Source organism: Xenorhabdus kozodoii (assembly GCF_002632875.1).
GTDB classification, from domain to species: Bacteria; Pseudomonadota; Gammaproteobacteria; order Enterobacterales; family Enterobacteriaceae; genus Xenorhabdus; species Xenorhabdus kozodoii.
Window position 1 is genome coordinate 114,801 of record NZ_NJCX01000004.1, and the last position, 15,012, is coordinate 129,812.

Sequence of the window (15,012 nt, forward strand, 5' to 3'; positions counted from 1 at the left end):
TGGTGATTGCTGCAGTCAGGGTAGTTTTACCGTGGTCAACGTGGCCGATAGTACCAACGTTAACGTGCGGTTTTGAACGTTCAAACTTTTCTTTAGACACGACTCTATTCCTTAATACCGCTCCCCCGTTCACTGAGATGAGGGAGCTAAAAAGATAGTAAACTCGAAAACTTATCTAGCTTTACGAGCTTCGATAATAGCCTGAGCGACGTTGCTCGGCGCTTCGTTGTACTTCAAGAACTCCATGGAGTAAGAAGCACGACCTTGGGTCTGAGAACGCAGGTCAGTAGCATAACCAAACATTTCAGACAATGGTACTTGAGCACGAACAATTTTGCCCGTCGCTATATCATCCATACCATCGATCATACCACGGCGACGGTTCAAGTCACCGATGACGTCACCCATGTAGTCTTCTGGTGTTTCCACTTCAACTTTCATGATAGGTTCCAGCAGAACTGGTTTCGCTTTCATGAAGCCTTCTTTAAATGCCATGGATCCCGCAATTTTAAAGGCGATTTCTGAAGAGTCAACGTCATGGTAAGAACCATCGAACAGGGCAACTTTGACGTCAACGATTGGATAACCCGCCAGAACACCGCTCTTGAGCTGTTCCTGAACGCCTTTGTCAACGCCTGGAATGTATTCTTTAGGAACAACACCACCGACGATTTCGTTTGCGAATTCGTAACCTGCGCCACCGGCTTCCAGAGGCTCGATACGTAACCAAACGTGACCATACTGACCGCGACCACCGGACTGTTTAGCGTGTTTACCTTCCTGCTCAACAGAAGCACGGATAGTTTCACGATAAGCAACCTGAGGTTTACCTACGTTCGCTTCAACGTTGAATTCACGACGCATACGGTCAACCAGAACGTCAAGGTGCAGTTCACCCATACCTGCGATAATCGTCTGACCAGACTCTTCATCACTGCTTACGCGGAATGATGGGTCTTCCTGTGCCAGACGACCTAAAGCGATACCCATTTTTTCTTGGTCAGCTTTAGTTTTCGGTTCGATAGCAACAGAGATCACTGGCTCTGGGAATTCCATGCGCTCCAGAATGATTGGAGAGTTCATGTCACAGAGAGTATCACCTGTGGTGACATCTTTCAGACCGATCGCCGCAGCGATGTCGCCTGCACGAACTTCTTTGATTTCTTCACGTTTGTTGGCGTGCATCTGTACGATACGGCCGAAACGTTCTTTCTTGTCTTTTACTGGGTTCAGTACGGTGTCACCAGAGTTAACAACACCAGAGTAAACACGGAAGAAAGTCAGGTTACCCACGAATGGGTCAGTCGCGATTTTGAACGCCAGAGCAGAGAATGGTTCGTTATCGCTAGAGTGACGCTCTGCCGGAGTGTCTTTACCGTCTGGCAGCATACCTTTGATGGATTCAACGTCAGTTGGTGCTGGCAAATATTCAACAACCGCATCCAACATCGCCTGAACACCTTTGTTCTTAAATGCAGAACCACAGGTAACCAGAATGATTTCGTTAGCCAGAACACGTTTACGCAGAGCTGCTTTGATTTCGTCTTCTGTCAGCTCTTCACCGCCCAGATATTTATCCATCAGCTCTTCTGATGCTTCTGCTGCGGATTCGATCAGGTTCTGATGCCATTCCTGAGCTAGCTCAAGCATGTCAGCCGGGATCTCTTCGTATTCGAAGGTAATACCCTGATCTTCGTCGTTCCAATTGATTGCTTTCATTTTCAGCAAATCAATAACACCGGTGAAAGTATCTTCTGCACCGATGGCCAATTGCAGAGGAACAGGGTTAGCAGCCAGACGCGTTTTGATCTGCTCAACCACGCGCAGGAAGTTCGCACCCATACGGTCCATTTTGTTAACGAACGCGATACGTGGAACGCTATATTTGTTCGCCTGACGCCATACAGTTTCAGACTGTGGCTGAACACCACCAACTGCACAGTAAACCATGACAGCACCGTCAAGAACACGCATGGAACGTTCTACTTCGATAGTGAAGTCAACGTGGCCTGGGGTGTCGATGATGTTGACACGGTGTGGCTCAAACTGTTTAGCCATACCAGACCAAAATGCGGTAGTCGCAGCAGACGTGATGGTAATACCACGTTCTTGCTCCTGCTCCATCCAGTCCATCGTAGCTGCGCCATCATGAACTTCACCGATCTTATGGCTTACACCAGTGTAAAACAGAATACGTTCGGTGGTAGTGGTTTTACCCGCGTCAATGTGCGCACTGATACCGATATTACGGTAACGAGTTATAGGGGTTTTACGAGCCATTTTTTCCTCTCTCGTGGGCGTTCAATATTAGAGAACGGGTAGCAGAGTAGCTACCCAGAACATATTCACTGCCGATGAGTTACCAACCAACGGATTACCAACGGTAGTGTGCGAACGCCTTGTTAGCTTCTGCCATACGGTGAACGTCTTCACGTTTCTTCACAGCAGCGCCTTTGTTTTCAGCCGCATCAGATAATTCATTCGCCAGGCGCAGAGCCATGGATTTATCACCGCGTTTACGAGCAGCTTCAACGATCCAACGCATTGCCAGAGCATTACGACGAACCGGACGAACTTCAACTGGAACCTGATAAGTAGAGCCACCAACACGGCGAGACTTAACTTCTACAGTCGGGCGCACGTTATCCAGTGCCAGCTCGAATGCTTCCAGATGATCTTTACCAGAACGCTGAGCCAGGGTCTCAAGCGCACCATATACAATTGCTTCTGCGACAGACTTCTTACCGTCTACCATCAGGATATTTACAAATTTGGCCAGCAGGTCAGATCCGAATTTTGGATCTGGCAGAATTTTACGTTGACCAATTACACGACGACGTGGCATGGAAATACTCCGTTTCGAATTTCAGGGTTGTCCAAAACTCTACGAGTTTATTTTGACATTTTAATGTGAAAAATGTTTGGCCTTACTTAACGGAGAACCATTAAGCCTTTGGCTTCTTCACACCGTACTTAGAACGACCTTGTTTGCGGTCTTTAACGCCGGCACAGTCCAGAGCGCCGCGAACGGTGTGGTAACGCACACCTGGCAAGTCTTTAACACGACCGCCACGGATCAGGATAACGGAGTGTTCCTGCAAGTTGTGGCCTTCACCACCAATGTAGGAAGAAACTTCGTAACCGTTAGTCAAACGCACACGGCATACTTTACGCAATGCGGAGTTTGGTTTTTTAGGGGTGGTAGTATATACACGAGTACATACGCCACGTTTCTGCGGGCAAGCTTCCAGAGCTGGAACGTTGCTTTTCACAACTTTCGAGCTACGAGATTTGCGAACCAGCTGATTAATAGTTGCCATTATTAAAAAAGCTCCTGGTTTTTTTGCTTCGTAAACACGGATTTTACCCTCGTTCTATCATGATGACAAAACGAGAGGACGCGGAATTTTATTGCTGACTTGACGAGGTGTCAAGAAATATACAGTTTTTCGCGGGTAAAATGCGGGGCGGGTAAAAGGGCTGAAAAAGCACTTTAAATTTCCCCGTCACGGCTACCAGGCAAAATTTTGCTGATGTTTTACCGTTAAGCTAACAAAGCCTTTGTAATCGATCACCATTACACCGTCTGAAATCTGTTCTATCAACCCTCGTGCAGCTAAATCTTCCTTCAAAACATAAATGCCTGCCCCAGTACGGAGCAACTCAGTCAAATAGCGATTCTCATTAATGCCCAGTAACACGCCATTTTGCATCAATAGAATATCATCGGTATCCGATACAAGACCAAGCATTGCATTGACGTCATCATGGTAAGGTGAGCGACTGACAGTATATAACATATTACACGCCTGAAATAGATTAAAATTTCAACACAAAATCATAGCCTGCCAACAATTCCCTGATTGCCACAGCAGAGAGAAACTCAGCTTCCAGCACAAAATGGCTTGCTGGATTGCCACCTCGAATAACCAGATCATCCAGACAAACATAACATTTATCAATGTCATAAAGTGGCAAAAGCTTAAAGGTTGAGATGTAGTCACGAGACAATATGTTATCCGGCTGCTGATTAGCTAATAATTGAAATACGCCATCAGAAATAAAGAATACCCCGATCTGCTCAGTCAATGCCGATGTTGCAAGCAGTGCATCCAGCCCTTCCCTACCCGCAGAAGAGCCGTGGGGAGCTTCAGTAAAAACAAAGGCAATTTTTTTCATCGATACCCACGGGTTCCTAAACAACACTAGACCTAAACAACGTTAGAATTGTATGACACGATCACACAGCATCATGGCTTCTGCCAACGCCCCCAGCCCACTAAGTTCAAAACCTTCCGCTAAATTAGCGCCAGGCAGATTCAATTCGCGGGCTTGCTGTTCATCTACGACACCACGCCGCAACGCCGCCGCAACGCAGATAAACAGATCGAACTGATGCTGGACTGCCAATGCCTGCCAGGCCCTGACCAAATCAAACTCATCGTTGGCAGGGGCAACCAATTGATTGCCATTTTGGACACCTTCGCGATAAAAAAACACGCTATGCAGCTTATGGCCTGAGGCGATCAATGCCTGGGCAAATTGGTAAGCACTACTGGCTTGCTGAGTACCGTAAGCTGGCCCAGTGACCAGCAGGCAATAAGACAGTGACGACATTACTTCTCCGAACTGGCGCATTCACCATTTTTAAACTGGCGAATATAGAGGTATACCGTATGCTTGGAGATATTCAAACGATCAGCGACTTGGTTAATCGCATCTTTAATATCAAAAATACCTTTCTCATAAAGGTTCAGCACGACCTGTCTGTTTTTCGCATTATTGGAAACATTGCGATCAGCATTCACTTCTTCAATAGTGAATTCCAGAGTTTGTGCTACCAGATCATCCACGGAAGAAGCAAAATTGACGTTTGAAGCCACTTCATGGTTTTTTTGCGGGATAAAGGTCTGGATAATTTCGGAGAAAGGCACATCAAGGTTCATATTGATACACAAAAGCCCGATGACTCGACGCTGACGATTACGGATAGCAATCGTGACAGATTTCATCAACGAACCACTTTTTGCCCGTGTAAAATACGCCTTAGAAACGCTACTGTCTTCATCCGTAATATCATGCAGCATTCGCAACGCCAGATCCGTAATCGGAGAGCCAATCTGGCGTCCCGTGTGCTCACCATTAGCTATTCTGACGGCTGAACATTTAAGATCTTCCAGTGAATGAAGAACGATTTCACAATGCCCACCAATCAACATAGCCAGGCCATCAACAGCAGCTTCATAAGATTTTAAAATTTCGTGATCAGTTTCACTAAAGGGTTGGTTTTCCAGTAAATCAATATCACTGTGATCACCAGTTAATAGCGGGGTAGACATGTAATACACCATCCTTCAAATTCAGACTTTGCCTCACCAAAAACATCAGGGCAAGATTTATTATAAGATCACATTACTGCAAATTAGCGCCTACTTGGGTAAATACTTACTGTTACAAGTAGTTTGAATCTGGACTATACACAGAAATTGGAACGTACATAAAGTACGTGAAAATCTCAAGCACAGGCCAAATTCAAAATAGCAAATTAAATAGCCTTATGTGATAGGTTCTAAGAACGAACAATTAAAAATGTTTGTCCTATATTCTATTCAGACTAGTGACGTTAAAACCACATCGAACTGCCGTCAAGCTCTTGCTGAATATACCGCAGAGATTTATCACCGCTTTATGCTGAATCCCCCTAAAATACGAAACGCAATGTCTCATTTAATACCGTGGGAAATAATGAGCAAATAAATCCGTTGCGCTTTATCCATGCTTATTACTCATCAGATAGAGGTAAATATCAGCCGTCAATTGAAAGGTAAAAGAAATGTATGACAAAGCAGGAGCTTTAAGCTCCTGCCAATGTCATCTTCTCATTATTACAGAAGTTATTTTGCCTTAGCAGCAGGCTTAATATCCAGTAATTCAACATTGAAAACTAAAGTAGAATTCGCTGAAATTTTAGGTAAATTTGCCTGATCATAAGCCAGCTTAGGCGGGATCACTAATGTGATTTTTCCACCTTTCTTCACATGCTGTAAGCCTTCTCTCCAACCAGGAATAACGCTGTCCAAGCGAATTGTCAACGGCTCTTTACGATCATAAGAGCTGTCAAAGACCTGACCATCAATCAAAGAACCTTTGTAGTTAACAACGACAGTATCAGTCTCTTTAGGAGCGTTACCCGTGCCTTCTTTTTCAATTTTGTAAAGCAGCCCAGTTTTGGTTTCCACTACGCCGGCTTGCTTAGCAAATTCTTTGCGATATTTGGCGCCTTTTTCGCCATTTTCATTGGCTTCTTTTTCTGCCTTGGCTAATGCAGCACTTTTGACTTTAGATTCAAAGGCTGTCAGCGTTTCCTGAATCTCTTTATCCGTCAGTTTGGTTTTATTATTTAACGCATCAGTAACACCAGCCAGCAACTGTTCTTTTTCTAAATTGATACCGATCGTTTTCTGCTCTTGCAATGAGTTGGCCATATAGCCCCCCAGAGAAGCCCCCAGAGCATAAGAATTTTGCTGTTCTACTGTTTTAAAAGCACTATTCAGTTTTATTGCGTCTTTGGTTTCGGTGTTAGCAGCTAAAGCCTGAGGGACACTAAATACCACCGCCAGAGTCGTTGCCAGCAGCGTTGTTTTAAACAATGATTTCATCCTATTCTCCAATAAGTTTGGGTGGGGGTTACCATCAGCATAGGTCATAACATTTACTATAACTGTCTAAGGAAACCAATGACAATATTTGCTATACCCTGCAATTAAATCGTTGAGACAACATTAAAGTAAAGAGGTTTCGTAATATCCTATTTCACTGACTGTTTTGAGTATTATAGTGTCACCTTGACTGAGTAATCGACCTACCATTTAATTAATTGAGCAAAGATAGGAGGAAAGATAATGGAATTATCTGAATTTGAACGAAGATTTGAGCAACTAGAAAGCAAACTGGCCTATCAAGAAGCCACTATTGAAGAATTGAATCAGGAAGTGATAAAGCAACAGATCGAAACTGACAGATTGAAAGAACAACTAAAATTAATTTCTGAACGTCTGAAAAATCACCAGACATCTATCATTGCCCCCCTTTCTGAGGAAACTCCGCCCCCCCATTACTGATATCAGGAAAATCTCTGCCAAGGAAGGTTGAGATAGCAAATCAAAAAAGAGAAGCTCATAACGTGCTTCCCTTTTTCTGCTAACTGATATTTCGGATTACCCACAATTTTCAGTTAGCCCTGATTTCATCTTAGTGGCAGCCACCGCCGCAGCATCCATGTTCGTCGTGATCATGGTCGTGACCATGATCACCACAGCCACCCTGGCCGTGTACATGACCATGAGCCAATTCTTCTTCGGTCGCTTCACGGATCGCGACAATTTCAACATTGAATTTCAGATTTTGGCCAGCCAGCATGTGGTTTGCATCAACAACCACTTCATCACCTTCTATCGCCGTGATTTCTACTGGAATAGGTCCCTGATCGGTGTCAGCCAGAAAACGCATACCAACCTCAAGATCATCCACACCAACAAACACCTCTTTTGGTGCACGCTGAACCAAGCTTTCATCATATTGGCCGTATGCATCTGCTGCGTCTACGCTCACATCAAAACGTTCACCCGCTTCACGACCTTCCACTGCTTTCTCCAATCCACTGATTAGAGAACCGCGACCATGTAGATAGTCTAACGGTGCACTCACTGTGGACTCATCAACTAAAACACCATCTTCTGTTCTTACTTGATAAGCCAAACTGACCACCAAGTCTTTTGCTACTTTCATGACAACTCCTACATAACCCGAAGGAAAAAAATCGTGAGGGAAAATTTTTACTACTCAAAAAAGGGGGTCAATTGTAACGGAATTCTACATTACTGTACCTAGGCAATGGCAAAATTATCCACAATTTATTGTACGTGTATTGAATCACTGTGGTGTAAAGATCCCAATAACCTGTTCTTGTTCCCGGAGATGAGATGTGACAGCTTCATCTGTCTGCCGCTGTATATGACCACAGTGGACACACTCAACAACATCAACTTTATTCTCCTGCCACATTGCCAACGTATCCTGTGATTGGCATTTTGGGCAAACAGCCCCTGCAATAAAACGCTTACGACTGACTGGCATAATTCCCTCCAACGCGATCCGTATTCATCCTACTTATTTTGGCTGACAACGTCATTTACCCTCTTTCGTTTTCCCTAAAACGTGTCAGGACACTTATTTTCCGCTACCATGCCTATCAGGCACTTAAAATTGAATACATATACCCAATAGATTTCAAATTGCGGCGCATCGATCACTATACTCATCAACGATCACTATGCATATCAATATACGATTGGTATGGGGAACACAGTCAACAAAGCAGCAACTTGAAAGATGAAGAATATATACCAATCCAACTTCAAATTGCAGTTTGCAAACCAATGGAAGTGCTTATATCTCCCCGCTGCGCGGGGAGATATAAAACGCATCTTGAAAGGCGACGGGTATATAAATCTAACTATCAATTAACTTAACACATTATATATAGACTACATCTATGATTGTTTTCTCTTCACTGCAAATTCGTCGTGGCATTCGCGTCCTGCTGGACAACGCTAACGCAACCATCAACCCTGGACAAAAAGTCGGGTTAGTTGGCAAAAATGGTTGTGGTAAATCAACCTTGCTTGCATTACTGAAAAATGAGCTTCAGGCTGAAGGTGGCTCTGTCACATTCCCCAACAACTGGGCATTGGCCTGGGTGAACCAGGAAACGCCTGCTCTGGAAACATCAGCGCTGGAATATGTCATCGATGGTGACCGCGAATTTCGGCAACTGGAACAAAAACTCAACATCGCCAACGAACAAAATGACGGTCACGCCATCGCCCATCTGCATGGCTTACTTGACACCATTCAGGCATGGACTATCCGTGCCAGAGCAGCCAGCCTGCTGCACGGATTAGGTTTTTCTCAAGCCCAGCTAGAGCAACCTGTCAGTTCGTTTTCTGGTGGCTGGCGTATGCGCCTCAATCTGGCACAAGCGCTAATTTGTCGCTCTGATCTACTATTGCTCGACGAACCAACCAACCACCTTGATCTGGATGCGGTTATCTGGCTCGAAAAATGGCTGAAAAGTTATACCGGCACCTTGATCCTCATTTCCCACGATCGCGATTTTCTCGATCCCATTATTGATAAAATTCTGCACATTGAGCAGCAGAATCTCTATGAATATACCGGCAACTACTCTTCCTTTGAACGGCAACGTGCCGCCAAACTTGCCCAGCAACAGGCGCTATACCAAAGCCAACAGGAAAAAGTGGCGCATTTGCAAAGCTATATTGATCGCTTTCGCGCTAAAGCATCTAAGGCGAAACAGGCACAAAGCCGCATCAAAATGCTGGAACGCATGGAGCTTATCGCTCTCGCCCATGTCGATAATCCCTTCCATTTCAGTTTCCGCCAGCCGGAAAATCTGCCAAATCCGCTGCTAAACATGGATAAAATCAGTGCTGGCTATGGTGAAAAAAGTGTACTGAACTCGATCAAATTAAATCTGGTGCCAGGTTCACGCATCGGTTTGTTAGGCCGCAATGGCGCGGGTAAATCCACGTTAATAAAATTGCTGGCAGGAGAGCTATTACCTCAGCATGGAGAAATTGCCTTATCGAAAGGCATTAAACTGGGCTACTTCGCACAGCATCAGTTGGAATACCTACGGGCAGATGAATCTCCATTGCAACATTTATCCCGAATCGCTCCCCAAGAAATGGAACAACAACTTCGGGATTATCTGGGGGGATTCGGTTTCAAAGGCGATCAAGTGACTGAACCCAGCGGGCGTTTCTCTGGTGGTGAAAAAGCGCGTTTAGTTCTGGCGCTCATTATCTGGCAGCGCCCAAATCTCCTTTTGCTTGATGAGCCAACCAACCACCTTGATCTCGACATGAGACAAGCATTGACTGAAGCAATTATTGATTTCGAAGGGGCTTTAGTCGTCGTATCGCATGACAGGCACTTACTGCGCTCGACAACCGACGAACTTTATCTGGCGCATGATGGCAAAGTCGAACCTTTTAAAGGCGATTTAGACGATTACCAGCAATGGCTGGCTGAACTGCAACGCCAACAAACGCGGGATAGCCAGGAAAAAGCAAAATCGGATAGCGTATCTTTAACCGATAGCACTCAAAATTACAGTGCCCAAGAGCGTAAAGATCAAAAACGGCGCGAAGCTGAGTTCCGTAACCAAACGCAACCATTGCGTAAGCAGCTTGTAGTCCTTGAAAAAAAGATGGAAAAACTGGGCACAGAGTTGACGAAATTAGAAGAAAAGCTGTCAGATAACACGCTTTACGAAAATGACCGTAAAACGGAACTGGCTGAATGTCTGTATCAGCAGACGCAGACAAAATCCAAATTAGAAGATATCGAAATGGAATGGTTAGATATTCAGGAACAGCTCGAACAAATGACAACCGCATTTAATGCGAGTCAAGACGTCACTTAATTTTTCAGGGGTAAATTTTCAGATATAGCATCGGGCATTGTTATTCAATGCCCGATGATTTTCCCTGTTTACAAAACAAAAATATAAAATCACCTGTAAACAGCGAATATACTCGCTATAAAAAATGTCAACTTATCAATGCAAAAGATGATTTATAATTTGGAACATGCCTAAAGTACCTATTCTCCTTTTTACTCCTTATTGAAAAAACTGGTATAAATTATTTATCAAGTTTTTATTTTCATAGGAAACCAAATAAAAATAGGCTATCGAAAACAAACAATCACCCTTGATTTATACATTAGCAACTAAGGTAGAAAAATTTTCAGCATCTTCAATCAAGTGCTCATCTATTGATTTTGCCCATACCACACCAAGATCAATTTTTTTATCCGTTTCAACAATGTCTAAAAAACCCATATAATACTCAGAAATAGAACTAATAATCCGCTTAGGCACACATGTATAGGCATTATTTTTCGTAATCATTTCAATCATCAACATCATATCACTCGTCTTTAATAACAAATTCATATCTTGACCGGAATAAATAGGGAAAACATTAAGAAAATCTGTTAACGCAATCACCTCTTTTTTTTCTGATGAATTTGTTGGAGAAATACCACTCCTAAACTGACTTAAGGTTGTTCTAAATTTAGCTGCCTGGTGGCTTCCTTTCTTAAAGATATAGACTAATCTTTCCGTAAACACCTTTTTAGGTTCTAACTGGGCAATAATAGATGAAAGAGGCATGACTGCAACATGTAGCATTCCTGCATTTAACAAACTGATCTGCTGCTCAACAGACAGCCCGGTGACTAATGACAGTACAACATTTCCTTTCTTTTCCACGATCTGCTTCTCTATTTGAGAATAATGATGGATAGGAAAGCAAGAGCCGACATATAAATGTCTGACCGTATCCTCTTTTGAATCAAAATGGACCTGGCTTTTGAATCTCTCATAGTGAGTTAAAAACTTGCGGGCATTCTCCAACGTCTTCTGCCCAAAATCTGTCAATTTTGTTCCATTTGGCCCCCTTGTAAATAGTGACGCACCAAGAATATCTTCCAACCCGTGTATTTTCTTCGACAAGGCAGGCTGAGAAAGATAAAGCCTCTGAGAAGCCTTATGATAATTAAGAGTCTCAGCCAAAACGATAAAAGCTTCAAGATTGCGTATATCCATGTTCTTTAGCCCAATGATTGTTGAGTAACTACAAAACATCACAGATTCATGGTGATAGCACTTTAACTTGGTGTTTTGCCAAAGTTTTTATCAGGCAAACTGGTCAAAAAGTTAACTCATAAAATATTAGTTAATAAGGGTAAATTTCGCAAAAATTTATTATTATTACGTTTCAATTTCATATTGAAATGATTTTCAATTGAAACCAATTTCGGGTAATACCTTTACCAATCCAAACAAATCTTTCCTGATTCTCCATACCTATCAACACGCCTTTCATTTTTTAAACTACAGAGTTATTAATATTTATGGAATTTAAACGCCGTTCTAAATAAGCGTCAAAAATGGCGAATGAAAAATATCATTCCACTAAACCATTGCACGGATCATTCAATTGAAAAACACAAAGAAAAGCATATATTCGGCTTACTCGCATAATGCAATAAATAATAGGAAAACCACGAACATTATATTACCAACAATCAACCCATGATTTATTTTCCGTCTATTTTAATATTTACTCTTATTACGCGTTAATAAAGAAAAGCGTTATATCAAAGACAACAACAATGATAACCACCATCATAAAACGAGTAAAAAAAATAGCGCTCATAAAATATGATATTCTACATAGTAATGGCAGGCTTTGTAATAGGTTTATAGCGATAATATACACTTAGTCTTAACAAGACCTTGATCTTTTTCATATCGGAATATTCTGTATTGGCATCTCTTTCATTTCTTTATTTTTGTCGTTTATATACGCATTAAACTTCAAGTTGCAATTTACAACACTATATGAAACCTGATTTCTCCCCGCTTCGCGGGGAGAAATCACACGCATATTGAAGTTAGATTGGTATATTCATAACCTGATGAGCCGCTTGTTTCAATGGATGCAGATATGCCAATATCTTGACCACCACATTCGCTAAAATCATCTGGTTTACCTAAAATACGGCAGAAAAATAATGAAAATCGACTTAAGCAGTATGATAACAGAGAGCCGCAATCCCGCCAGCAGCCACATTGATCAATGCTCAACTCTCGATATGCTGCGCGTTATCAACAATGAAGACAAAAAAGTGGCTATTGCCGTTGAAAAAACACTTCCTCAAGTTGCCCGTGTGGTTGATAAAGTTGCCGAGGCATTTCGTCAGGGAGGGCGTTTAATCTATAGCGGAGCAGGTACATCCGGGCGTCTGGGTATCCTGGATGCCAGTGAATGCCCACCCACTTATGGTACAAAACCAGAACAAGTCATCGGCTTAATTGCCGGAGGGCATCAAGCTATTCTGAAAGCGGTCGAAAATGCAGAAGATAATCGGCAATTAGGTGCAGAAGATCTTAAGGGGCTACACTTTAATCAAAATGATGTGCTGGTAGGGATTGCTGCCAGTGGTCGAACGCCTTATGTATTAGGCGCGATGGAATATGCCAAATCGATGGGTGCGACTGTCGCCTGTATCAGTTGCAATCCAGACAGTCCGATGGTGCAATTAGCCGATATTGCCATCACACCGGTCGTAGGGCCAGAAGTGATAACCGGTTCATCTCGTATGAAGGCAGGTACGGCACAAAAATTAATACTCAATATGATCACGACAGGTGCCATGATCCGTATTGGCAAAGTATATGGCAATTTGATGGTTGATGTAGAAGCCACCAACGCCAAGTTAATCGAGCGTCAGAAACAGATTGTCATGGCGGCCACGGAGTGCAACAGGGAAATCGCAGAACAGGCCCTGAGCGCCTGTGATGGTCACTGCAAGACCGCAATTGTAATGATTTTATCGGGTGTCAGCGCCGAAGAGGCAGCAGCATTACTGGCAGAACACCAAGGATTTATCCAGCCAGCTATCTCAACAGACCGATAATCATTGCCTCTTGAGAAGGGGTTATAAATGGCTAAAATGAGTCAGGATAGGTTGGCTGAAATACTCAACGCCATTGGCGGGACGGGTAACGTTGCCCGCTGTGGAAATTGCATGACCCGCCTGCGGTTAACTCTGCGGGATGATTCACTGGCCGATATCGTCAGGTTGAAGCAGATTGCCGGTGTCTTGGGCGTCATCGAAAGTGATGACCAACTCCAGATTGTCCTTGGCCCTGGGAAAGCCCAGACAGCAGCAGATATGATGAAGGTACTGTTAAGTGATTCTGGCAAGTTAAAAGATATCGCCACTTCAAACAAAAAACATCTCAAAGAAAAACAATCCAGTTCCATTCATAAATTTCTGGCTAAATTTGCCACCATTTTTACTCCCCTGATCCCCGGATTTATCGCCGTCGGCCTGTTATTGGGTTTCGCTACCCTGTTAGAACAGGTTTTTGTCAAAGAAGCACCTCATCCCAACGCGATATTGGTTGAGATGGTCGGCTATATGAAAATCTTTAGCAAAGGCATGTTCAGTTTTCTCGGCATCTTGATTGGCTACAATGCCCAAAAAGCATTTGGCGGATCGGGTGTTAACGGCGCCATCATCGCCGCCCTATTTGTACTGGGTTATCACGCCGACGCCACCAGTGGATTCTATTCCGGTATCAGTCATTTCTTTGGCTTCGCCATTGACCCACGCGGTAATATCATCGGGATACTGATTGCCTGTATTCTCGGTGCCTGGGTGGAAAAACAGATCCGCAAAATCATGCCATCTGATCTGGATATGATCCTGACGTCCGCAGTCACCCTACTTATCATGGGCGCGGTTACCTTTATCGTCATTATGCCGGTCGGAAGTTATCTGTTTACTGTGATGTCATGGCTGTTTATGAACTTGAATGGCAATCCCTTCGGTACAGCCATCTTGGCAGGGCTATTCCTGATCGCTGTCATGTTTGGTGTGCATCAGGGCTTTGTCCCCGTCTATTTTGCGCTGATGGATGCACAAGGATTCAATTCTCTTTTCCCTATTCTGGCGATGGCAGGAGCAGGGCAAGTCGGCTCTGCACTGGCGTTATATGCAAAAGCCCCAAAAGGCTCCCTGCTGCGCACTCAAATTAAAGGTGCCATCATTCCAGGCCTGCTGGGAATTGGAGAACCATTGATTTATGGCGTCACACTTCCCAGAGTCAAACCTTTTGTTACCGCCTGTCTCGGCGGTGCCATAGGGGGCTTAATGAGATGGTCACCCCCACCCTGTGAGCGGTAAGCTGAGAGGGTGTTTTTCTTTGGGAAGAGGCCATCATGAATAACGTCACTTTAATCGGTATTGATTTAGGTAAACATTCGTTTCATATCCACTGCCAAGATAAGCAAGGTAATACCTTGTTACGTAAAAAGTTAACGCGTTCTAAGTTGACGGATTTTTTAT

15 protein-coding genes and 2 pseudogenes are annotated in these 15,012 nt (G+C 43.6%); 5 read left to right on the forward strand and 12 right to left on the reverse strand.

What is annotated here, in order from left to right:
• From Xkoz_RS03825 to fkpA, 9 genes are all read right to left on the reverse strand, one after another.
• A partial coding sequence (locus tag Xkoz_RS03825) for a GTP-binding protein (RefSeq protein ID WP_234369306.1) occupies nt 1–100 on the reverse strand: 100 nt, incomplete at its 3' end.
• Nucleotides 101–171: 71 nt separating this feature from the next.
• Nucleotides 172–2,280 carry an elongation factor G gene (gene fusA, locus Xkoz_RS03830; protein ID WP_099140841.1) on the reverse strand — a complete coding sequence of 703 codons (2,109 nt, stop codon included), beginning with the start codon at nt 2,278–2,280 and terminating at the stop codon, nt 172–174.
• A 94-nt stretch (nt 2,281–2,374) separates the two neighbouring features.
• Nucleotides 2,375–2,845, reverse strand: a complete 471-nt coding sequence (gene rpsG, locus Xkoz_RS03835; RefSeq protein WP_099140842.1) for a 30S ribosomal protein S7 — start codon at nt 2,843–2,845, stop codon at nt 2,375–2,377.
• Between the two features lie 100 nt (nt 2,846–2,945).
• Nucleotides 2,946–3,320 carry a 30S ribosomal protein S12 gene (rpsL, locus tag Xkoz_RS03840; protein ID WP_010848548.1) on the reverse strand — a complete coding sequence of 125 codons (375 nt, stop codon included), beginning with the start codon at nt 3,318–3,320 and terminating at the stop codon, nt 2,946–2,948.
• 192 nt (nt 3,321–3,512) lie between these two features.
• Complete coding sequence (gene tusB, locus Xkoz_RS03845) at nt 3,513–3,800, reverse strand: sulfurtransferase complex subunit TusB (RefSeq protein ID WP_099140843.1); 288 nt, start codon at nt 3,798–3,800, stop codon at nt 3,513–3,515.
• Between the two features lie 19 nt (nt 3,801–3,819).
• Complete coding sequence (tusC, locus tag Xkoz_RS03850) at nt 3,820–4,179, reverse strand: sulfurtransferase complex subunit TusC (protein WP_099140844.1); 360 nt, start codon at nt 4,177–4,179, stop codon at nt 3,820–3,822.
• A gap of 42 nt (nt 4,180–4,221) precedes the next feature.
• The gene (gene tusD / locus Xkoz_RS03855; RefSeq protein ID WP_099140845.1) at nt 4,222–4,617 is read right to left on the reverse strand and encodes a sulfurtransferase complex subunit TusD; all 396 of its coding nucleotides are present in this window, start codon (nt 4,615–4,617) and stop codon (nt 4,222–4,224) included.
• Nucleotides 4,617–5,339 (reverse strand): helix-turn-helix transcriptional regulator, encoded by a 723-nt coding sequence (locus Xkoz_RS03860; RefSeq protein WP_099140846.1) that lies wholly within the window; start codon nt 5,337–5,339, stop codon nt 4,617–4,619. Before Xkoz_RS03860 ends, tusD begins: the two co-directional genes overlap by 1 nt.
• Nucleotides 5,340–5,894: 555 nt before the next feature.
• The gene (gene fkpA / locus Xkoz_RS03865) at nt 5,895–6,659 is read right to left on the reverse strand and encodes an FKBP-type peptidyl-prolyl cis-trans isomerase (RefSeq protein ID WP_099140847.1); all 765 of its coding nucleotides are present in this window, start codon (nt 6,657–6,659) and stop codon (nt 5,895–5,897) included.
• A gap of 243 nt (nt 6,660–6,902) precedes the next feature.
• Here fkpA and Xkoz_RS03870 point away from each other — a divergent pair, with 243 nt between their 5' ends.
• On the forward strand, nt 6,903–7,121 hold the full coding sequence (locus tag Xkoz_RS03870; protein WP_099140848.1) for a SlyX family protein: 219 nt from the start codon (nt 6,903–6,905) through the stop codon (nt 7,119–7,121).
• A 130-nt stretch (nt 7,122–7,251) separates the two neighbouring features.
• Here the strand turns inward: Xkoz_RS03870 and slyD are convergent, their stop codons facing one another.
• Both slyD and Xkoz_RS03880 read right to left on the reverse strand, forming a co-directional pair.
• Complete coding sequence (gene slyD / locus Xkoz_RS03875) at nt 7,252–7,788, reverse strand: peptidylprolyl isomerase (RefSeq protein WP_099140849.1); 537 nt, start codon at nt 7,786–7,788, stop codon at nt 7,252–7,254.
• A 144-nt stretch (nt 7,789–7,932) separates the two neighbouring features.
• Nucleotides 7,933–8,136 carry a YheV family putative zinc ribbon protein gene (locus Xkoz_RS03880; protein WP_099140850.1) on the reverse strand — a complete coding sequence of 68 codons (204 nt, stop codon included), beginning with the start codon at nt 8,134–8,136 and terminating at the stop codon, nt 7,933–7,935.
• Nucleotides 8,137–8,554: 418 nt separating this feature from the next.
• Here Xkoz_RS03880 and Xkoz_RS03885 point away from each other — a divergent pair, with 418 nt between their 5' ends.
• On the forward strand, nt 8,555–10,510 hold the full coding sequence (locus Xkoz_RS03885; RefSeq protein ID WP_099140851.1) for an ABC transporter ATP-binding protein: 1,956 nt from the start codon (nt 8,555–8,557) through the stop codon (nt 10,508–10,510).
• Nucleotides 10,511–10,804: 294 nt separating this feature from the next.
• On the opposite strand, the gene Xkoz_RS03890 is transcribed toward Xkoz_RS03885, so the two are convergent.
• Nucleotides 10,805–11,698: a LysR family transcriptional regulator gene (locus tag Xkoz_RS03890; protein WP_099140888.1), complete on the reverse strand. Its 894-nt coding sequence runs from the start codon at nt 11,696–11,698 to the stop codon at nt 10,805–10,807.
• A 971-nt stretch (nt 11,699–12,669) separates the two neighbouring features.
• Here Xkoz_RS03890 and murQ point away from each other — a divergent pair.
• From murQ to Xkoz_RS03905, 3 genes and pseudogenes are all read left to right on the forward strand, one after another.
• On the forward strand, nt 12,670–13,575 hold the full coding sequence (murQ, locus tag Xkoz_RS03895) for an N-acetylmuramic acid 6-phosphate etherase (RefSeq protein ID WP_208615202.1): 906 nt from the start codon (nt 12,670–12,672) through the stop codon (nt 13,573–13,575).
• Nucleotides 13,576–13,602: 27 nt separating this feature from the next.
• Nucleotides 13,603–14,814, forward strand: a pseudogene (murP, locus tag Xkoz_RS03900) (PTS N-acetylmuramic acid transporter subunit IIBC); the annotation flags it as partial.
• Between the two features lie 71 nt (nt 14,815–14,885).
• A pseudogene (locus tag Xkoz_RS03905) lies at nt 14,886–15,012 on the forward strand (IS110 family transposase); the annotation flags it as partial.